This window comes from Vibrio chagasii (assembly GCF_002954585.1).
Taxonomy (GTDB): domain Bacteria; phylum Pseudomonadota; class Gammaproteobacteria; order Enterobacterales; family Vibrionaceae; genus Vibrio; species Vibrio chagasii_A.
Map to the genome: position 1 here is coordinate 284,484 of NZ_MSCI01000001.1, position 20,279 is coordinate 304,762.

The following is a 20,279-nucleotide window of genomic DNA, read 5'->3' on the forward strand; positions in this document are numbered from 1 at the left end:
CTCTGTTAGAACGGTGGAAACAATAAAAAGAACATTGCACGAGGGAAGAGTGATGAGTTCAAACAAGGATTGGATCAAATCAACGTGTGCTTACTGTGGCGTAGGTTGTGGCATTGAAGTAAGGCCAACTGCTTCGGGGAAATTAGAAGTACGTGGCGATAAAGACCACCCATCGAATTATGGCAAGTTGTGTACAAAGGGCGCAGCACTGGGAGACACCGTAACGCCAATCGGTCGTTTAACTCAGCCGATGCAAAGAGTCGCAAGCGGACAACAACTTCTGCCTTGGAATCGCGCATCTCAGCTGGTGGCTGATAAGTTCAAACAAGCGATAGAAGAGCATGGCCCGGACTCTGTCGCCTTTTATGTGTCAGGGCAACTACTGACTGAAGATTACTATGTGGCAAACAAGCTGATGAAGGGCTTTATCGGTAGCGCCAATATCGACAGTAACTCTCGCCTTTGTATGGCATCTAGCGTGGTTGGGCATAAACGCGCGTTCGGTACTGATACTGTTCCCGTTTGTTATGAAGATCTAGAGCAAGCCGAAGTCGTTGTTATCACTGGCTCAAACCTGGCTTGGTGTCACCCGGTTCTTTTCCAGCGCCTGCGAGCAGCCAAACAAGCCAATCCAGACATGAAAGTGGTCGTCATTGACCCGCGCTACACCGATACCTGTGAAATTGCCGATATGCACTTGGCATTGGAATCTGGCTCTGATGTCGCACTATTCAATGGCTTGTTGGCTTACCTAGATGATAACGACAAGCTGGACTCTGATTACATTGAAAATCACACCCAAGGGTTTACTGAAGCGATCCGAACCGCTACAGATTACCGCTATACCGAATCAGGTTGGGGCAAAAAAAGCGTTCCTGAACTGACAGGGCTTAGCGAGCAACAACTCGAACAGTTCTATCATTTGTTCGCATCTAACGAGAAAGTACTCACCATCTATTCTCAAGGCGTAAACCAATCCACACAAGGGTGCGATAAGGTAAACGCCATTATCAACAGCCATTTAGCGACTGGCAAAATCGGTAAGCCGGGTATGGGGCCATTCTCTGTTACAGGCCAACCGAACGCGATGGGTGGACGTGAAGTGGGCGGCTTAGCCAATACTCTAGCAGCGCACTTTGAGTTTGGTGATCCACAGTCATATCGAATCGTGAGCGAATTTTGGCAGACGGATAACTTAGCAACCTATGCGGGTCTAAAAGCCATCGATCTGTTTGATGCCATGAAGGAAGGCAAGATAAAAGCGGTGTGGATCATGGCGACTAACCCAGTCGTGAGCCTGCCTGATAGCGAAAAAATCAAAACTGCATTAGAGAAGTGCCCGTTTGTGGTGGTGTCGGACTGTATTGCCGATACGGAGACCACACGTCTGGCAGATGTAGTGCTGCCTGCACAGGGGTGGAGCGAAAAGTCTGGTACTGTAACCAACTCTGAGCGTCGAATCTCACGCCAACGCCGCGTATTACCGAGCCCTGGAGAAGCCAAGCCAGATTGGTGGATTTTAAAAGAAGTCGCACAAAAAATGGGATTCAAAGACCAGTTTGATTACCGCCACGAAGGTCAGATATTTAAAGAGTATTGCAAGATGACAGCGCTCGGAAACGAAACGGGCAAAGCGCGTGACCTGTGCTTAATTGGATTAACAAAACTAGACGAACAAGGCTATGGCGAGCTGACTCCGCAGCAATGGCCAGTAATGGAATATCAACCAGAGATCATCGAGCAGCGTATGTTCACCAATGGTGAGTTCTTTACTGAGTCGGGTAAGGCTCAGTTTATTGCGGTTGAACATGATAAGCCGATTGCCGATACCAGTGTTGAATTCCCACTCATTATGAACACAGGTCGAATTAGAGACCAGTGGCACACCATGAGCCGCACTGGCTTGGCGGCTGGCTTAGGCGAACACACACCAGAGCCTTTTGTTGCCATGCACCCAGATACCGTTGCAGAGCTTGGCTTAGATGAATTTGGGCTAGATGTCTTCAACCACGCCACTATTAATCCGGTAGTGAAAGTGCGCAGCGCACAAGGTGAATGCCAAGCCCGCTTAGTCGTAACCAAAGAGATGCGTCGTGAACAGGTGTTTATGCCAATTCACTGGAATGCGCCGACCGCGAAAGACAGCAAGCCGTGTGACCTGATCTTGCCTCATACCGATGCAGCTTCAGGCCAGCCTGAATTTAAACACACACCTGTCGTGGTAGAGCCGTGTGGCTATCGCAGTGAAGCCGCCTTGGTCAGTGACAAGGTAATGGATTGTGGCGGATTTGATTACTGGGTTCGCCAAAGAGTGGAGGGCGGTTTTCTGTATCGTATCTCTTCATCTAAGAACCCAATGGAGTTGGTGATTCAGCTAGCTAATACTCTCGATGCCTTACCAGAGCCAAACACTGAAGCTATTAAGTCACTCCATTACCATGGTAATAAATCATTCAAAAACTACGGCTCAGCCAAGCTGGATCAATATGGTGTAAAGCAAGCCTTCGTCGTGAACAGTAAGCTCGACCATCAAAGCATCGATTGGCTGGTGGGATGTCTCACTCGAGAAGCTGATGAAGAGTTTGAAGCTGAGTTTTTGAGTACATTAGCACGTTAAGCGAGCTCGATAGAAGATAAGCCACTTTGGTGGCTTATCTAATGGTACGGAGCATACAAAGAACTAACAGCAAGCTTCTGACGCTGTTTTTGTCTCACCATTGGTGGTCTTGAAATGTTGCCACAGCTTGCTCATGCCCTGTGTCATCTCCTCCGTCGAGAAGCGGTATAGCTTTATTTCTGCTGTTATTGGAGAGATCGTTTCTGAAAACCTCATCAACAAACCTTGATCGAGTTCTTCTTGGACAAATCCTTCTGGCAACCAAGCTACACCGTGGCCAGATAGCACCATTGATTTAAGGGAGTGTGTAACAGCATTCTCGTATACGACATCAAAGGTACATAGGCTTTGAGCTATCGAACCGTGTTTTTCTAATACTTGTGCAAAGAAGGTATTTGATGGGTAACTAAGAAGAGGGACGCGAGAGCTTTTGCAATCTCTGAACAGAGCAGAGCCATCACCTTGGGTGGCAACAACAGGTATGAGGCACTCATGCCCGATTGTCACTGACTCGACCTCCGGATTGGGTACGTAAAGTCGACTCCCTTTAAAAGATAGACCAATTAGGAAGTCAGAACGGTTGTCTATAAATGCTTGTACCGAGTCATGTAAGTTGTTTGGGCTGACATAAACCAAGGTCGTTTTAAACGCATCGGTATATTCATTGATCATCTTATTGACGACATATTCGGACAAAGAGTGCTGAGTATGAAATGTGACTTTTGTTTCATTATTGTTAACTTCCCTCACGGTTTCTAGCCGAGCGAAGTCGATCTGTTGTTTGAGGTCATTTGCGTGTTTGAGAAACCGAAAGCCCGCTTTAGTGAATGTCGCAGGGTAAGTATTTCTATTGACAAGGTCAGTTCCTATCCATTCCTCTAATAGCTTGATTCTTCTGCCAAAAGCTGGCTGAGTGATGTTTCTTGCTTTGGCTGCTTTGGCAAAACTACCGTATTGAGAAAGGTATAGAAAGTCTTCGATCCATTTCAAATCCATGTAACTGATCCTTGTCCAAAATTTTAAAAATCAACAATTGTGTTAAACAAAAGTTAACACCCCTATTAGCAAAAAGCATTATCTTTCGAGCGATATCACAGGCTACTGTAATTGTGTGTTTAACAAATCGTTAACTAAACAATGTCAGGAGAATTGAAATGCATTTAGCGCGCTATCCTCGTTTGAACTTTGCTCACTTAAATACACCATTAGAATTGATGGAAAACCTGAGCAAGGAACTCGATGGACCAAATATTTGGATCAAGAGAGATGACTGTACTGGCCTTGCAGGAGGCGGAAACAAGACTAGAAAGCTTGAGTTTCTTATGGCTGATGCGGTTGAGCAAGGGGCGGACACCATCATTACTCAGGGGGCGACGCAATCGAATCATGCTCGCCAAACAGCGGCCATCGCAACAAAACTGAATATGGACTGTTACGTTTTACTTGAAGACCGCACTTCAAGTGAAGACCCAGACTACAAGTTCAACGGTAACGTGATGCTTGATCAGATGTTCAACGCAAAATTATCTAAGTACCCAGGTGGTACAGATATGAATGCTGCAATGGAAGATGTCGCTGCAACGTTACGTGCAGAGGGCAAGAAGCCATACATCGTCCCAGGTGGTGGCTCAAACCACATTGGTGCACTTGGTTACGTGAACTGCGCTCTCGAAATTCTAAAACAGAGCAATGACCAAAATCTTAAAGTTGATCATGTTGTTCATGCAACTGGCAGTGCTGGTACTCAAGCTGGCTTGGTGGTGGGTTTTGCCTTAACGAATAGCCAAATTCCTGTGCTTGGTGTTGGCGTTCGTGTCGACAAGCCAACACAAGAGGGCAACGTTTTTAAACTCGCAGAACGCACAGCAGAACATTTGGGCGCGGTACATGCGGTTAAACGTGAAGATGTGGTCGCGAATTGTGATTACGTTGGCGAAGGCTATGGGATTCCCGCTCCTTCAACAATCGAAGCTATCAACATGTTCTCACGCTATGAAGGCATTTTGCTAGATCCTGTGTATTCAGGCAAAGGTGCTGCTGGGTTGATTGACTTAGTGCGAAAAGGTCACTTCAAGAAAGGCGAGAACATCGTTTTTGTTCACACTGGTGGTGCACAAGCATTGTTTGGTTACCGCGATAGCTTTGACTTTCCTAATTACGAGTAGCGTTTATGTGTGAGACTTTTCAATCATACCTCACTCGTTGGTCGTGACTGTTAGTAATCAATGCTGATAGTGATAAAGATTTAATGAAATGCTGTAAATGGAGATTACATGAAAAATTCAATCAAACTAGCCAGTTTAGTTATTGGTGGATTACTTTCTTTTAATGCAATGAGCAAAGAAGTAATTAGGCTTTCTACTTATGTGAATGAATCCGATATTAGGTACGAAGGATTTAAAAAGTTTGCAGAAATAGCGGAAGAAAAGTCTAACGGAAACCTAAAAGTCAGAATCTACCCTTCGTCAACATTGCATGGTTGGAGTGAGGGCGTGGATGCGGTTCAAGGTGGAGTCGCTGATATAAGTTGGATTAGCGCTGACAATCGCCTTTCATGTTATCGAACCACTTCATTATATCCATCAGCCGTTGATTTGAGCGGGCAGTTAGCGATGGACTCGAAATATCGTGAACTCATTACTCCTGAAGCGAACAAGAACGGTTTAGTTCCTCTTATGAACTCGAATTATTCTTATGACCAAGAGTGGTGGTTCAACAAGCAGGTCAATTCTGTTGAAGAGTTTTCGAATTTAAACGGAAAATTGGTTCGCTCTGTTGGCCCACTAGTGAGCCAAATGATTGAAGGTTGGGGAGGAAAACCCGTGTTTATTTCCCCTAAAGAAGTGTTCCAATCTGCGGAACGTGGTGTTGTCGATGGCATTAACATGGGCGTAGCAACTTACAGCTCATGGAAGCTTTGGAATGTAATGCCGCATATGGTCGATGCGGGCATTTTTTACGGCAACATCATGTACATGATGAACAAAGATCGGTTTGATTCACTTTCAAAAGCAGATCAGAAAGCGCTAATGGAGGCTGCTCAGGAGACCGAAGCTTGGTTAAAGCCTAAATATGAACAGTGGGTAGATGAACGTATTGCCGAAGCCAAACAGGCAGGTGGTACGGTTCTAGAACTTACCTCAGAGCAGAAATTGAAATTAGTTTCCGACATTTCTTCATCTTGGGAAGGTGAACTGACCAAAGATTGTGGCGCGCCGCTTTCATTCAAGATGAAAGACCTCTTTGCTGCGAACTCAATCTAGGGGACGACACTATGAAAGGTAAATTCAGAAAGGCTTTGGATACGTCTACGAATGTCTTGCTCTACTGCGGCGGTGCAATCGTGATTGTTCAAGCTTTCTGGATTACCTATGGCGTGTTCATGAGATACGTAATAGGTAGTCCTGATGGAATGGTTACGGAAGCGACTGCTCTGATGTTAGTGCCATTGGCTTTTGTTGGCCTCTCATACGCACTTAAAGCGGATGCATTTCCAAAGGTAACGATCTTTATCGACCAATTATCAACAGGGAAAAGGGAGAGCTTGGAGATAGCGAACAACTTCTTGATGATGGCGATTTCAGTTTTCTTCGCTCTGGCAGCATTCAAAGGGTTTTCTAAGTCTTATGTGTCGCTTGCCGCATCAGAGATATTACTGTGGCCTAAATATTACTTCTGGGCTGGAGTCTTCGTTTCTTTACTCAATTTATCTTTGGTTTCAATTTTAAAACTCTATGACTCAATCATATATAAGCTTGAGTCGGTTCGTGGCGCAACTCCTGTGCCCCAAGTAAAGCTCGGAGAATAATATATGCTTGAGTGGTATGAAGTTGGTCTCGGCTTAATGGGGCTACTAATTCTATTTATTGTAATGGGGTTGCCAATCCCATTCGCACTTGCGGGCGCGTCTGTTCCGTTCCTGCTTTCAATTCAGTCCTTCTCTACAACGCTGGTTACGGCTGAGCTAAAAATGTGGGGAGTATGGGTCGACTATGTTCTGTTGTCAGTCCCTCTTTTTGTTCTTCTTGGGGAATTAATAGGGCGTTCAAATATAGGACCCAACCTCTATTGGTTTATGCATAGTAAGGTACCGATCACGGGCTCAGCGGCTTACGGAAGTGTAGGGGCGTGTGCTGGGTTTGGTGCTGTATGTGGCTCTAGCATGGTGGGTTCATTGACTATTGGTGGTGTTGCGCTTCCTGCAATGTTAGACCTTGGCTACGACAAAAAGCTAGCCAGTGGTGTGCTTGCGGCTGGTGGTACGCTCAGCGTTTTGCTGCCGCCAAGCTTGATACTTCTGTTTTATGGCATTGTTACAGACCAGTCCATCGGACAACTATTTATTGCTGGCGTAGTTCCTGGGTTAATTTTGGTTTCTTTCTTCTTCCTTATCATTAAAGGTTGGAGCGTATTACAAAAAGGTTCTGTTCCAGGAGCTGACGACAGTGAGAGTATTCCGTGGGGGCTCGCACTAAGTGCTGTCATTCCTGTTATTGTTATCGGTCTTATCATTACCGTTTCTATCTATGCAGGGATAGCAACGCCTACCGAAGCTGCTGGTGTCTCTTGTGTCATCACTTTGTTACTCGCGATGACTATAGGTGGCATGGATATGAAAGGGTTCTTTGAGTCAATCAAAGCCACCATGAAGACAATGGGGTACTTGGGCTTGTTGCTTTCTTCTGGCGTGCTATTTGGATTTGTGATGACTTACTATCAAGTACCACAAGAGTTCACTAGTCTGTTTACGTCATTAGAGCTATCTCCATACACAACGCTTGCTTTGATTATCCTGTTCTACATTATTTTGGGGATGTTCTTAGAACCGGTCTCAATGACTTTCATTACACTGCCAACCTTATTCCCACTGATTCAAGCATCTGGCTTTGATCTTATTTGGTTCGGTGTCATTTACACAATCACGATGGAAGTCGCTGTATTGACGCCTCCGGTAGGTTTGAACCTGTATGTGATTCAATCTATTGAGAAAGATCGTTTAACGATTATCGACGTTATCAAAGGATGCTTACCGTTCATTGGTGCTCTTATATTCTTGATAGTACTTATGGTCGTTTTCCCTGAGCTAGCTGTTTGGCTACCAAATGTGATGGGGTAATGACGATGAACGCTAATGTACCATTGGTTATGATTCACGGCTTTCTAAGTGGTCCTGAATATTGGACTTCTCAACTCTCACATTTGGAAAAGAACATTCAAGTTGTGCCGATTTGCCTGAAAGGTTTTGGAGAACGTTCCAGCGAGACTGCTTTTGATACCATTCGAGAGATGGCGGAAGATGTGATGTCGCAAGTTGCACTTCTTGGCATCAAGCGTTTCCACTTAATCGGACATTCGATGGGAGGAATGGTCGCTCAGCAAATTGGACATCGCTGGGCTGAACAAGTGGTCAGTTTAACCTTGTACGGAACAGGACCAAAAGGAGAGCTGCCAGGGAGATTTGAGCCTTTGCAAGAAAGTATCAAAAATGCATCTGCCGTTTCGTTTGGTGACAGTAAACAGCGAGCGGTATCTAGCTGGTTTAAAAATCAGATTGAACCTCAAGTGCTCAAGCAGTCGATGCAATTAGCAGAAAAGGTTTCGTTTCAATCTTACTTGAATGGTCTTATCGCAATGAATGGTTGGAACGGTGAAGCCTATGTGCCTCAGTACCGAATGCCTGTGTTAATTATCTGGGCAGATTCAGATAGAACTTATCCTTGGGGTGAGCAGATATCAGTGCTGTGGGAAGGGATTGAACATAGTTCTTTGTGTGTCATCAATGATTGTGCTCACAATGCCCATATAGAAAAGCCATTGCACTTTAATGTTGCTTTTGGAGAGTTTCTACAAAGTGTGTGTTAGTTATCTGACGCAGGTTGATCGCAAAGAAGATATTTGAAGAACGAAAGCTTTAGTCTCTAACGTATAATGACCATTCCAAAAACGCCGACAGTTCTGTCGGCGTTTTTATTTTCTAAAGAACATTCCTGATAATATTTACCAATCATCATGCTAAATGAATAATTTGAACGAATACCTCGGTTAGACTGAGGAGTTATATAAAAAATGACAAGCGACACACATATTCACGCTGTTTCTTTATTTGCGTGTAAATATATATAATCTTTCTATTTATTCCTGGTGTATGATGCCAGGGTTTTCGTAAGGTGCTGTTATTAAATGACTTATTTGTCAATTTAATCAGAGGTGAGATTGCTTTGCGAGGTGACTCGGGAGTGCCCAATGCTTATTGGGTGATCAATCCTGTTCAAATTACATTAAATAAAGACTAGGTTATGAGAACTCTTCTATCTGAATGCTTACATTTCACTTCCTCAAATTTTAAGAGCATATTTCAAATCTTTGGTGGTTTCATCATTACGATGTCATGTTTAGGGATGTGGCTTGAACATTCATTTTATGTATCAGAAAACCTTTGGGTCTACGCGGTATATCTATGTGTATATTCTTCTATTTACACTTATCTAATGGCTACTTTTATCAATTTTATGGCTTCGTCTACCAATGGGTATGATATTGAATGTTCTGTATCTCTGAGAGTTTGGTTCAGACTCATGAACGTTTATATTATTTATTCTTTAATTGTTTTAGTTGGAACCGTTGCACTGATTATCCCGGGGTTATATCTAGCTGCACGATACAGTTTCGTAGAGTTCGAAGCTGTACTAAATAATAAATCTCCGCTGTTTGCGTTGGAAAAAAGTTGGCGAGATACCAAAGGTATCACTATGAAGTTGATTAAAATATCGATGTTACTGGGTATCTTTAATTTTATCCTTAATTTCGTGATTGGTTATATCGGAGAGGTTTATCCGGTGTTAGAAGTAGCGACAGGGATACTCACATCAATCTTGTCCCCTGTTTTATTGATATTTGGCTCTATTGTCTACTTTAGGGTCTACATCACGAATGTTGATGCTGCTGAAATGTCACTAGGAAATGAGGCATAACAAGGGTGGTAAACAGCCGAAATAATTAGGTTTTGATAGGGTCTAAAACCCAAATTTAAAAATAATAACGGAGGGGTGGACTTTCTGTATTAACTAAATTTCTTAAAGCTATCATCCAACAAAAAATAATATCAAATTTAAATTTGGTGAGACGGATATATTTGGGCTCTTATATCAGAGAGCCTAAGTTTTCCGTCATGCCTTAGCTACCTATCTATATGAACACTTAATTAAGTTAGAAATAAATTCTAGCGAAGATTCCCCCTGTGTGACGTAAAAATAGGTATTTATCTACGACTTATTATTAATTAAAAAGTCATTATTAAAATTAATTATATTAAGGACAAATCCATGTTCAAAAGAGCACTTGCTGCTTCAGCCTTACTTTTAAGTTCTTCTGCATTCGCTAATATTGCTGTTGAGGTTAAGAATGAATCTAGAATCTATGATGTAGAATTAACCAGTAAAGATTATCAAACATCTAGATACTCACCAAACCCTCAAGATACCATTATCGCTAAATCAAGTGACCGTTTTAATGTCTCTAGCAATTACCCCAATGTAGTGCGCTTGGTTGATTTTGAATATCAGTATAGTGATAGTTCAGTCTATGACGCACCTCGCTGTCATTTCCGCTTTGTTGCTTTAATCGACCCGCGAACAGGCACTATGTTGCCTCAAAAAGTAATCGCAGAGAATGAGAGCAGAAGTTACCGAGATCGTGCGATTTGTACCGGAAAACTTGATTATTTCAATGTTGTAACCGGAGACGCAAAAGTTACCTTCACTATTAATCGTAGAAAATACTAGTTTTATAAATAGTAGTAATTTAGCTAGATAAACAACCAAACGCCGACAATTTTGTCGGCGTTTTTCCATTCTTCACGGCAGCGCTAGTTTTTATCTATCGAGCCTCACGTCGTTCACCTGCTGTTACGCTTCATGAAACTTAGAACTAGCTATTGATACAGAGATAAAGACGTGTGTGGATAATTGATAAGCGACACACACATTCACATTATTTAGGAGTTTGGTTTGGGGTAATCGGAAACGCTCCTGATTTTTATCCTGTATGATGTGTGCTTTTAGTAAAATTATCATATTAAAGAGTGGCTTAGCTAAGCAATGGTTGGAGTGTTTAGTAGGGCGTGTTAGGGAAAATTCTCACAATCACTCTTTATCAAATCGTGAGTCATGGAGGGGGCATGGTTAGGCAAGCGACAAAAGACGACTGTGCAAAATTAGCGCTACTCTCTATTAGAGTCTGGCTAGATACATACGCTCAAGAAGGAATAAAAACCGAATATGCAGACTATGTACTGTCTGCGTTCACGGCAGACTATTTCCTGGAAATACTGAATAACACTAAATACCGCGTTTTGGTTAGTGAAGAGAATGAGATTCTACATGGTTATGTAATGGTTAATCTCGAATCGAATTATCAAACGCCTGAAAGTGGTTTTGAAGTTGAAAAGCTCTATGTAGATAATCTTTTTAAAGGCAAAGGTGTAGGCAAAAAGCTGTTAAAAAGCATGGAGGACCAGTTTGGTCGCCAATATTGGTTGTACACGTGGATTAAAAATGAATCCAATGGCTTTTATGAGCATTTAGGTTTTAGTCGAATAGGCTCTCTTACTTTTGAGTTTTTCGGAGCGTTGATCGAAAACAACGTTTATCAATCAGCCTCTGATTAGGTTTCAAATTAAGTACTATTTTCATTCCCTAAGCAGTAGGGCAGAGCACAAAAAGCAATAAATCACCTCTCACACAGTGTTAACGATTAAAGGAGAATTGAACGTTATGTGGATAGAGCAAAGCCGGATTGAAGGAGACAATGTTGTTCTGGAGCCATTGAATCTAGGGCATGTACCTGAACTAATCGAGGCCGTGAAAGACGGAGAGCATTGGAAGCTATGGTTCGCTAATGTCCCGAGTCCAGAAAAAATGGAGCAATACGTTGTTGATGCTATCGCTCAAATGGTACTCGGTAATATAGCTTATGCGGTGCGAGTGAAAGCCACCAATCAAGTCGTAGGGACTACCCGTTACTATGGCGTTGATAGGCCAAACAGACGAGCGTTAATTGGTTATACCTGGTATTCAAATTCGGCTAGGGGAACATTGATAAATAAAGAGTGTAAATACCTTTTGCTACGGCAATTGTTTGAGCACTATGAAGCTATTGCTGTCGAGTTTCGCACTCATATTGGGAATACCGTCTCTCGAAAAGCGATTGAAGGACTTGGAGCAAACCTCGACGGTATCTTGCGTAATCATCAGATCTTAAAGGATGGCTCGATAAGAGATACGGTAGTGTATTCAATTATTGACTCAGAGTGGCCAGAAGTTAAGCAAGACTTTCTGAAAAAACTCAGTCAACAAGAGCCTTAAAACAAGGAAGTACGTATGGAAAACTATTGGAATCCGATGGTTCCTGAACTATCTGTTAGCAACTTTGAGCGCTCACTTGCCTTCTATGTTGATGTACTTGGTTTTTCTATTCGCATCAAGCGTGAAAGTCCTGATTTTGTGTATCTCGAACAAGAGCATGTGCACATGATGTTAGAGCAAATCAGTGATGAAGGATGGAGCACTGGCGAGCTTGAGGCTCCCTTGGGGCGAGGTGTGAACTTTCAGATTGAATTAAGTGACTTAGAACCTCTAGTAAAACGTCTCCAAACCCACAAAGTGCCCCTGTTTCGTGAGCTGAAAGAAACTTGGTATGACATTGGTGAAAAGTTGTCTGGGGAGCGTGAGCTTCTTCTTCAAGATCCGGATGGTTATTTGTTAAGGTTCACTCAACACCTCGGAGAAAAACCGAAGAGCTTGGAGTGAGTTCATTCATTGTTTTTAAGACTAGTCAGATCGATCATTAAACGCCGACAACTCTGTCGGCGTTTTTCCATTCGCCACGGCAACGCTAACTTTTATCTATCGAGCCTCACGTCGTTTATCCATCATCGCGTCACATACAAACCTAAAATCAACGCTCCCGTCTGGACAAGGATGTATATGGACAAAATGATAAGTAATACACATATTTATACGGTTTCTGCATTTGATTGGAGTTATTATGAATACTTCTGTTTCTCGTCGTGTATGATGCGGCCTCCTTGCTAAGGTATTGTTATTAAATGACTTAATTGTCAATTTGATAGCTGTTGCTATTAGTAGGCGAACTATTTTAATTATAAACAGCGTCAACGTGCAGCGATCGCTTGGATTTCGCATACGGCCACCTTACTATCAGGGCTTTTTCTCAAATTTTGTGTTTTGTTTGGCCTATGTCGCTCCTATATGGTGGGGTTTTGAATGGTTTTTTGAGTGGAATGAGATTGGGATATCTATGCTAGAAGCTGCCTATAATTCATTGCAATGCGGGGCTTTGTTTGGCTTGCTTATGTCAATCTTCTACGCCACAAGAAGGAAGCAGTTAAACCTAACAGATTGGGAGTCATTAGGTGAATGACCGCAAACCTATCAACAAGGTTTAGAGCATAGCTCAACACCTGAAATTTTAGGCTTTGTGGTTAGAATAGTTTTGCAGTGTTAGAAAGCTGTAAAACACCTCGCGAGGTCTCCGAGTGATTCAAAACACACGGTATTTTGGAGTTTAAATTAGATGTACAAACTTGAGATTTTCTGTACGCCTGAACAACAAGAGCGAGTTCTTAGCACTTTACATGAGTCCGGTGTCGACAGGATTGGAAACTATGACCACTGTTGGGCTATCGGGTCAGTTACCGGGTCTCACCGAGCGCTTGATGGATCTACGCCTGTGTTTGGGAGCAAAGGAAAAGTTGAAAATTACCCGCTATTAAAAATTGAAATCAACGTGGCAAAGAGCCAAGTGAAACCAATTGTTGATCAGCTTAGAGAGTCCCTCGGCTGGGAGGAACCTTTAGTCAATGTTTTCAAAATCTATAACTCTGAGTTCGATCTTTGAAGGTACTTTGGTGGCCGCTAAACGGCTTAAATAGACTCAAAGTCTTAGAAAGTAGGATAAATAAAAATGCTATACCACTTACTGACCGAAAGTGATTACAAAGAGTACCAAAGCGCAGAAACCTATGAACCCGACTCCTTGAAGGACGAAGGCTTTATCCACCTTGCTTATGAAGAGCAACTGCAAAAAATTGTAGATTGTTTCTTTGTGGGAGTGACGCAAGCCTACCTTCTAGAAATCGACAAAAGTGCGGTTGCTAGAGACTTAAGAGATGAGCCGCCAGTAGGGACTGAAGATGATGGGGCACTCTACCCACATTTATACAGTCCACTTTCTAAGCAAGCCGTGATTAGAACAATAAAGTTAGTCGCGGATTCGTCAGGTGCGCTAAAAGTAAACCTGTAACAATCGAGTATTCCTATCGGCTCTGTACCATTCAAAACACGCAGCTCTTACTCGTGTGTTGTTTTGGCCCTACAGAGATTTTTGTTTCCATCAAGTTAAGGAAAACAATGCAAGTGAAAGCAGTTAAAGACGCATATAACGCATACTTCTATTTTAATAACGAGCGAACCCTTTCAACCGATTTAGCCAGTGAACTGATTTCAATTGAAGATGATGGCTTCACTGTTTTTATCGATAAAACACGTAAGTACGACAACCAGATCCTCATTGATGGGGCTTGCAATTACGAGAGCTTAGAGGCGGACCTCAAGCTATTTGCAGATGGTATCTCACCTGAGATTTCTATTGCGCCTAACGCTCTAACAACAGATCTGAAATCATGGTTATCGAAACATCAGTTTGTGCCCGCTTTTGAGCATGAGTTTCTTGAGCTATCGGCAGAAGGCTATGTAGAAAAGCCGAGTTCAAAAAAAACAAGCGCAGAACCGTCGAGCGATGTAGGTAAAGTCACGATTGAGCGATGGACGCAAGATAATGCCGACGAGTTTTTGGCTTTGCTCAAAACATCCGGTTTAGAGTGTTCAGAGCAAATCTGGCAGCAGAAACGCGCGCTCTATTGCACGGATACTTTCCGTTGTTACGTTGCGAAAATAGAGGGTAAACCGTGCGCTTGGGCGACGAGTTTCATCAACAACGAACACGCCATACTTGCCAATGCGTATACACAAGAGAGCTATCGTTCAAACGGATGCCAAACGGGTTTATTAAGAGCTCGAATCGAAGATGCTATCGCCTTAGGGGCCAAGGTACTTTTAACCGACGTAATGCCAAACAGTACCAGTAGCAAAAATTGTAAATCGATCGGTTTTCGCTCGGTTGGCGTACGAAGTGTATGGTGTAAAGGTTAGAGATAGGGCCATCTGCAAGAGAAAATTATGAATACAACGGATGTAATGCAAGAGTACAACGAGTTCGAGCGAAAGCGTTTTAACTCATTCAATGGTATTAAAGTAACAGAGAACAACCTGACTAAGTTCGTATCTCACGATCGACACGGTAGCTATATCTCCTTTTTCGACTTCGATGAAAGCCTCACAGACTCCATCGTCAAAGAGCAACTCGCGTACTTTAAGCAGCGTAACCTATGTTTTGAATGGAAGACGTACAGTACCGATACACCAACGAACATCAGTGCAGTATTGCTCGAGAATGGTTTTGAGCAGGATGAGCACGAGTCATTCATGGTGTTGGACTTGTCTAAGGCCACCTTCGAACCCTTTGATGAAGGCAAAATCACCGAGGTGACGGACAGCAAAGGCATTCGCGATGCAATCAAAGTCCAAGAACAAGTTTGGGGTGGCGATTTCGAATGGCATTACAATCACTTAGTCAGCCTTAAACAGCACGCGCCAGATTCGGTGTCTATCTATGTCGTTTATATCGATGACCAGCCTGTGACCTCGGCGTGGATCATATTTAATGGAAGTAGCCCGTTTGCCGGTATTTGGGGCGGTAGCACCATTGAAGCATTTCGAGGTAATGGCTATTACAGTTTGCTACTGAACAAACGTATTGAGGAAGCCAAGTCGAGAGGGGTTAAATACCTTACTATTGATGCTTCTGATATGAGTAAACCCATTGTTTCCAAACGTGGTTTTGAAGTGATCGCTACAACCACAGGGTATACCTCACCAAGTAGCGAGTAGTGTGTTTTAAAGGAGTAAAGAGTGAATAATCAAGTACGTGTAGGTGTGGCAGCGGTCATTTTCCGGGAAGGACGCATTCTACTTGGCGAGCGCATTGGCTCACATGGTGCGAATACGTGGGCGACGCCTGGCGGGCACCTTGAACTGGGTGAAAGCATTGAAGAGTGCGCGCAGCGAGAAACCCTAGAAGAGACAGGGTTAGAGGTCGGCGCTTTTAGGAAGCTAGGCTTTACCAACGATATCTTCGAAAAAGAAGGCAAGCACTACGTCACCTTGTATGTTGTCGCGACCAGTACTAGTGGTGAGCCTCAAGTCATGGAGCCTCATCAGTGTAAGCAGTGGCAATGGTTCGACTTAGATGAACTGCCAGAACCTCTGTTCTTGCCTTTGGTGAACTTGTTGAAGGAACCGGTAAACTTCAAGAATTTTGACTAGCCAGAACGCCCATACTTGGTGCTGAAAGCACATTGGGCTATCTTGTTCACTCTTTTACAACGTAATGATTCAATTGAAAATTCAAAGGAAAGCATGGCAGTTTTAGACATTCTTACCGCACCAGATCCAAGGCTTAAAGTGAAAGCGGAAGAGGTGCAAGATATATCGACGGTACAAACACTCATCGACGATATGTTAGAAACACTCTATGCCACTGATAATGGTATCGGTTTGGCATCCACTCAAATCGGTCGCAAAGAGGCCGTGGTGGTTATCGATATTTCAGACAGCCGAGACCAACCGTTAATCTTGGTGAACCCGGTAGTCGCAAGTGGTTCCAACAAAGCTTTGGGCCAAGAAGGCTGCTTATCAGTGCCTGACTATTATGCGGATGTCGAGCGTTTTACGTCTGTGGTTGTTTCTGCTCTCGACCGAGAAGGGAAGCCAATCACCATTGAAAGCGATGACTTTCTCGCTATCGTAATGCAGCATGAAATTGACCATTTATCGGGTAATCTATTTATTGATTACCTGTCGCCACTAAAGCGTCAAATGGCGATGAAAAAAGTTAAAAAGTACCTCAAAGCGCACGCTTAATCCGGCTTAAAAACCATTATCTCTTCAAACCCAACGAGTGAATTTCAACACATCAGCGTTGGGTTTTGTCGCTATCCTTCTCAATTTAGCGCTTTATTCCTTTCATGTTATACGGCTTTTCAATAGGTTGGTCCGTTCCCCCAGTTGTGTTGCATATGCAAGCGAGTGCTTTTGGTTTGGCGCTCGTGATTCATTCAGTTTTTACGTTCACAAAAGGTTAATGATGATCGAAGTAAAAAATGTAGCTTTTGATAGTGAAAATGAACAATCAATTCGTTCTATTCGCGAGAGCGTTTTTATCAACGAGCAATCTATTGCACCTGAAATAGAGTTTGATGGGCTAGACAGTTCGGCCATTCATGCCGTGGTGACTGTCGATGGAAAGCGTGTCGGCACAGGCCGTATTTTAAGCGACGGTCACATTGGTCGTATTGCCATCATGAGAGATTTTAGAGGACTAGGGCTTGGCTCGAAGATTGTGTTATCGCTAATCGATGAAGCGAAGCAGAGTGGGTACAAGCGCGTGTATCTTGGCTCTCAAAAGCAAGCCATCGACTTCTATACCAAGCTGGGATTCACACCATTTGGAGAAGAGTTCATGGAAGCGGGCATTGTGCACTTGTCTATGGAAAAAACGTTAGGTTAACGGGTTCATGCAACCAGCATAACCAAGACACTGATGGCAGAAGCGAAACACTGTTGTCCTCATCGAAACTGGTGTGATAAAGCACTAACTTAGTAAAGCTACAAAGCGATAAGGTAATAAAGGAATATAATGAAGAAAAACTTCTTGGTTGGCGGCGCCTTACTGGGCGTTGTGGCACTCTTTTTCGTTGGTAAACACAGAGGTGAAGAACTGACCTTTGCTCCTTGTGAAATGGGTGAAAAAGTCGAAACTCCGGTTCACTTCTTTACCGACGCATCGATGAGCGAGTCAAAAATTCAGAAGATGATAGGCTACTCTAACCTTGTTCTTCAAAATTCATGCGTACCGATGGAACGAACATTATCAGGCATCACTAGAATCGACCTTTCTGGTTTCCAAGATGCGGAAAGTAGTAAGCTACACAAACAGTTAGTCAAGCTGGTTGGTGACGAGGTGTTAGAACCCATGCAGCGAGAGGGGAGCTACTATGCACTGGTTCTTCCTGAAGACCACGAGTTCTTAGACGAAGGAACCGTGGGTTCGGTTGATCTGAATTTAAGCCGCAGCTTTTTAGTGCTGTCATCTGCAGCAGAGGTAGAGGTACTTGAGCATGAACTGGGCCATTTGGCTTGGGCGTGGCACAACGACACTCCCGACTACTGGCTTAAAGGTATGTTGCTACAAGAAAACCATGATTACATCAAACCTTACTCTTTCGGCGCTTTGTGCCGAGAAGCCGGCACCGTGATGACCTACGCTGAAAAAGTATTGCCCGTGTATTCCTCGCCAAACATTCAATACTACGGAAAAGCATGTGGCGATGCAGAAAATGCTGACAACGCAAGGCACATGCGAGAGTTTGCTCAATCACTGGCTTTAAATGCCGCCACATAGGCATCCAAAACAATAAAACAATAAATACCGACCCCAGAGGTCGGTATTTTTATGCGTTAGTTCTACTTAGAGGCACACTCCAATATAAAGCCATCTTCAGTACGGCGTAAAGTGATCGTAGTGCTGGCCTCTAATTCCCCTTCCGGTAAATAAATCGCGCAGTTTTCGAATCCAGCAGAGTTATTTGAATTGATCGTTTCATATACCTCTTGCGAGCTCTCTACATTTTCACCTGCGTAAACAACAACGCTATCGATTTGGGCAAGCATCTGGTCTGAATTTTGTGTTGCTTTAGCGTGAGCGAAAACAGAAAGAGAACCAAGAGCAAGAAACAGTAAAGCCTTTTTCATTTTATACCTCGTAAGAGTTTAGGAGTGGTGTTGAGGGGCTAATATACATCGAAATTTTTGCAGATCAACAAAAAATTATCGAATAACAGTAATTTTTTATTGTTCTAATTGTGTTGTACCATGCGCAAAAACGGTGAAAGCCTCCGGTTTTATTGGGCTGTTCGCTCCTAACTTCCCCTTTGTTAGGATGTGAAATTTTTTAGCGCCTGCGTTCACGCTCCGTAATTTTTACGCAGCTAAACCTGCTGATGACTTTGATGTATCCGTTGTTTGGGGGAGTTCGCTGGTGGTGAGGGGGGGAACGTGTGAAGTCGTCGATTAAGATTGATTCACAATACGTGATATTTAGTGCTGAATCGGTATGGGCTCATAACACGAGCAGTTGAGTGGATTTATCGTCTCACTCACATCCATCATTGATTCATAACACGTGGTGCTTTTGCTTCTGTTGTTGTTCGTAGCTGGGCGGGCACTTCAAAGCGCCTAGCACAGCACCTATCAGAACTCACCACGCAATAAACACATTCAAATTGATCGTGATGACAAAAATTATCAGTGCACAAAAGGCTTCATGGCTGCGGAGTTTTAGATTTAGAATTCAGATGGTTAAAGACCGCTGGTTTTGTGAGGATTAATACTAAGGCCTGCGAGCGTGTTGAAGGCTGCGATGTAATGGCATAGAAAACTTAAGACAAATGGATGATTAGCAAGGCTTCGTGAGCCACCAAAAATGAACCGTTACACGCGGCGTTAAAGTGTTAGAAATATCAATAAAATAATTTGATTTTAAGTATGAAATACTGATTGATTAAACGATCAGTTTCACATACCATCTCTCGAAAATTGAATGTTGTTCTGTAAATTTATCAGCACGAGACTCGCCGATACTGCGGCTTAACCATCATTCTACCGAAAGTTCTGGAACCAAAATGCTAAGGCGGCGGGAGGAAAACCAACCTGCAAGATGACGACTCACTCACACATTGCGCTATTTTCTGCATTTTGCGGAAACTATATAGAAAATTTCTGTTTTTCATCATGTTCGCTTCAGAGGCAAGCAGGTAAGGTGTTGTTATTAAATTAGTTATTAGACAGTTCCTGAATGACCTAGATTACTAGATAGAATGCTCTCAGGGACAAAATGCAGAATTATTCTGTCTAATATAGCTGTTATATGCTCATGAGGAAATTTGAATGGATGTAACTTTAGTTACGGGTGTTACCCTAATTGACTTTCTTAATAAGTCCCTTGAAACACTCAAGTTAGTTCAAAAAGACAAGCCTGACTCATTGGAGTTGCAGTTACATTTAGCCACGCTAACACAACAGTTATCGTTGACTATGGTTGAAGCTTCGCAACTCCAAGGTATTCTTGCGCAAAAGAACGAAGAAATAAGGCAACTTAAAATAAAATTGAATGAGCGAGATACTATTAAGTACAACTCAAAAACTGAAATGTATTGGGCTGATAATGACGATTCGCCTTACTGTACTAGGTGCTACGAAAACGATGAGAAGTATATTCACCTTACATTTAACCCAGCAGAGCCGGATCAACACTCTAATGGTATGTTCATCCCTGGCAATGATGCTTCCTATTCATGTAAGGCTTGCTCTAGTACTTATACAAAAGTAGATCGTAAAGATTAGTACGCATATAACAATCTGTTTAAGAGGGATTCGCAACGCGTGGCATTTTTACTATGCGTTGG

The 20,279-nt window shown here is 43.0% G+C and carries 23 protein-coding genes; 21 read left to right on the forward strand and 2 right to left on the reverse strand.

From position 1 onward, the window contains the following. The first annotated feature begins 52 nt into the window (after positions 1 to 52). Positions 53 to 2,617 carry a molybdopterin oxidoreductase family protein gene (locus tag BTO10_RS01350; protein ID WP_374955512.1) on the forward strand — a complete coding sequence of 855 codons (2,565 nt, stop codon included), beginning with the start codon at positions 53 to 55 and terminating at the stop codon, positions 2,615 to 2,617. Positions 2,618 to 2,680: 63 nt separating this feature from the next. On the opposite strand, the gene BTO10_RS01355 is transcribed toward BTO10_RS01350, so the two are convergent. Next, positions 2,681 to 3,613 (reverse strand): LysR family transcriptional regulator, encoded by a 933-nt coding sequence (locus BTO10_RS01355; protein ID WP_105023291.1) that lies wholly within the window; start codon positions 3,611 to 3,613, stop codon positions 2,681 to 2,683. A 158-nt stretch (positions 3,614 to 3,771) separates the two neighbouring features. On the opposite strand from BTO10_RS01355, the gene BTO10_RS01360 reads away from it, so the two are divergent. The 19 genes from BTO10_RS01360 (at position 3,772) to BTO10_RS01445 (ending at position 18,217) form a co-directional block, all read left to right on the forward strand. Next, positions 3,772 to 4,782 (forward strand): D-cysteine desulfhydrase, encoded by a 1,011-nt coding sequence (locus BTO10_RS01360; protein ID WP_105023292.1) that lies wholly within the window; start codon positions 3,772 to 3,774, stop codon positions 4,780 to 4,782. 108 nt (positions 4,783 to 4,890) lie between these two features. Beyond that, the gene (locus tag BTO10_RS01365) at positions 4,891 to 5,880 is read left to right on the forward strand and encodes a TRAP transporter substrate-binding protein (protein WP_105023293.1); all 990 of its coding nucleotides are present in this window, start codon (positions 4,891 to 4,893) and stop codon (positions 5,878 to 5,880) included. Between the two features lie 11 nt (positions 5,881 to 5,891). Beyond that, positions 5,892 to 6,425, forward strand: a complete 534-nt coding sequence (locus BTO10_RS01370; RefSeq protein ID WP_004739372.1) for a TRAP transporter small permease — start codon at positions 5,892 to 5,894, stop codon at positions 6,423 to 6,425. Positions 6,426 to 6,428: 3 nt separating this feature from the next. Continuing rightward, positions 6,429 to 7,733, forward strand: coding sequence for a TRAP transporter large permease (locus BTO10_RS01375; protein ID WP_004739374.1), 1,305 nt, complete (start codon positions 6,429 to 6,431; stop codon positions 7,731 to 7,733). 5 nt (positions 7,734 to 7,738) lie between these two features. Beyond that, positions 7,739 to 8,479 carry an alpha/beta fold hydrolase gene (locus BTO10_RS01380; protein WP_258096947.1) on the forward strand — a complete coding sequence of 247 codons (741 nt, stop codon included), beginning with the start codon at positions 7,739 to 7,741 and terminating at the stop codon, positions 8,477 to 8,479. Positions 8,480 to 9,366: 887 nt separating this feature from the next. Next, positions 9,367 to 9,588, forward strand: a complete 222-nt coding sequence (locus BTO10_RS23630) for a hypothetical protein (protein ID WP_258096948.1) — start codon at positions 9,367 to 9,369, stop codon at positions 9,586 to 9,588. Between the two features lie 351 nt (positions 9,589 to 9,939). Then, positions 9,940 to 10,398: a hypothetical protein gene (locus BTO10_RS01390; protein ID WP_004739380.1), complete on the forward strand. Its 459-nt coding sequence runs from the start codon at positions 9,940 to 9,942 to the stop codon at positions 10,396 to 10,398. Positions 10,399 to 10,793: 395 nt separating this feature from the next. After that, positions 10,794 to 11,282 carry a GNAT family N-acetyltransferase gene (locus BTO10_RS01395; RefSeq protein ID WP_105023296.1) on the forward strand — a complete coding sequence of 163 codons (489 nt, stop codon included), beginning with the start codon at positions 10,794 to 10,796 and terminating at the stop codon, positions 11,280 to 11,282. Between the two features lie 106 nt (positions 11,283 to 11,388). Beyond that, entirely contained in the window at positions 11,389 to 11,979 is a 591-nt protein-coding gene (locus BTO10_RS01400; protein WP_105023297.1) for a GNAT family N-acetyltransferase, read from the forward strand. Between the two features lie 15 nt (positions 11,980 to 11,994). Beyond that, complete coding sequence (locus tag BTO10_RS01405) at positions 11,995 to 12,423, forward strand: bleomycin resistance protein (protein ID WP_105023298.1); 429 nt, start codon at positions 11,995 to 11,997, stop codon at positions 12,421 to 12,423. Positions 12,424 to 12,793: 370 nt separating this feature from the next. Further along, positions 12,794 to 13,057 carry a DUF6404 family protein gene (locus BTO10_RS23885; protein ID WP_374955518.1) on the forward strand — a complete coding sequence of 88 codons (264 nt, stop codon included), beginning with the start codon at positions 12,794 to 12,796 and terminating at the stop codon, positions 13,055 to 13,057. A 153-nt stretch (positions 13,058 to 13,210) separates the two neighbouring features. Then, positions 13,211 to 13,534 carry a hypothetical protein gene (locus tag BTO10_RS01410; protein WP_004739387.1) on the forward strand — a complete coding sequence of 108 codons (324 nt, stop codon included), beginning with the start codon at positions 13,211 to 13,213 and terminating at the stop codon, positions 13,532 to 13,534. Positions 13,535 to 13,600: 66 nt separating this feature from the next. Beyond that, the gene (locus BTO10_RS01415) at positions 13,601 to 13,939 is read left to right on the forward strand and encodes a DUF952 domain-containing protein (RefSeq protein ID WP_105023299.1); all 339 of its coding nucleotides are present in this window, start codon (positions 13,601 to 13,603) and stop codon (positions 13,937 to 13,939) included. Between the two features lie 107 nt (positions 13,940 to 14,046). Beyond that, positions 14,047 to 14,847, forward strand: a complete 801-nt coding sequence (locus BTO10_RS01420; protein WP_105023300.1) for a GNAT family N-acetyltransferase — start codon at positions 14,047 to 14,049, stop codon at positions 14,845 to 14,847. A gap of 27 nt (positions 14,848 to 14,874) precedes the next feature. After that, entirely contained in the window at positions 14,875 to 15,645 is a 771-nt protein-coding gene (locus BTO10_RS01425; RefSeq protein ID WP_105023301.1) for a GNAT family N-acetyltransferase, read from the forward strand. Positions 15,646 to 15,666: 21 nt separating this feature from the next. Next, the gene (locus BTO10_RS01430; RefSeq protein WP_004739394.1) at positions 15,667 to 16,080 is read left to right on the forward strand and encodes a nucleotide triphosphate diphosphatase NUDT15; all 414 of its coding nucleotides are present in this window, start codon (positions 15,667 to 15,669) and stop codon (positions 16,078 to 16,080) included. Between the two features lie 93 nt (positions 16,081 to 16,173). After that, a complete protein-coding gene (def, locus tag BTO10_RS01435) occupies positions 16,174 to 16,677 on the forward strand; it encodes a peptide deformylase (protein WP_105023302.1) in 504 nt (167 codons plus the stop codon). Positions 16,678 to 16,900: 223 nt separating this feature from the next. Continuing rightward, complete coding sequence (locus BTO10_RS01440) at positions 16,901 to 17,323, forward strand: GNAT family N-acetyltransferase (protein WP_105023303.1); 423 nt, start codon at positions 16,901 to 16,903, stop codon at positions 17,321 to 17,323. Between the two features lie 129 nt (positions 17,324 to 17,452). After that, positions 17,453 to 18,217, forward strand: coding sequence for a hypothetical protein (locus tag BTO10_RS01445; protein ID WP_105023304.1), 765 nt, complete (start codon positions 17,453 to 17,455; stop codon positions 18,215 to 18,217). Positions 18,218 to 18,279: 62 nt separating this feature from the next. On the opposite strand, the gene BTO10_RS01450 is transcribed toward BTO10_RS01445, so the two are convergent. Continuing rightward, the gene (locus BTO10_RS01450) at positions 18,280 to 18,567 is read right to left on the reverse strand and encodes a hypothetical protein (protein WP_004739398.1); all 288 of its coding nucleotides are present in this window, start codon (positions 18,565 to 18,567) and stop codon (positions 18,280 to 18,282) included. Between the two features lie 1,194 nt (positions 18,568 to 19,761). Here BTO10_RS01450 and BTO10_RS01455 point away from each other — a divergent pair. Further along, a complete protein-coding gene (locus BTO10_RS01455; protein WP_105023305.1) occupies positions 19,762 to 20,217 on the forward strand; it encodes a hypothetical protein in 456 nt (151 codons plus the stop codon). Positions 20,218 to 20,279: the final 62 nt, after the last annotated feature.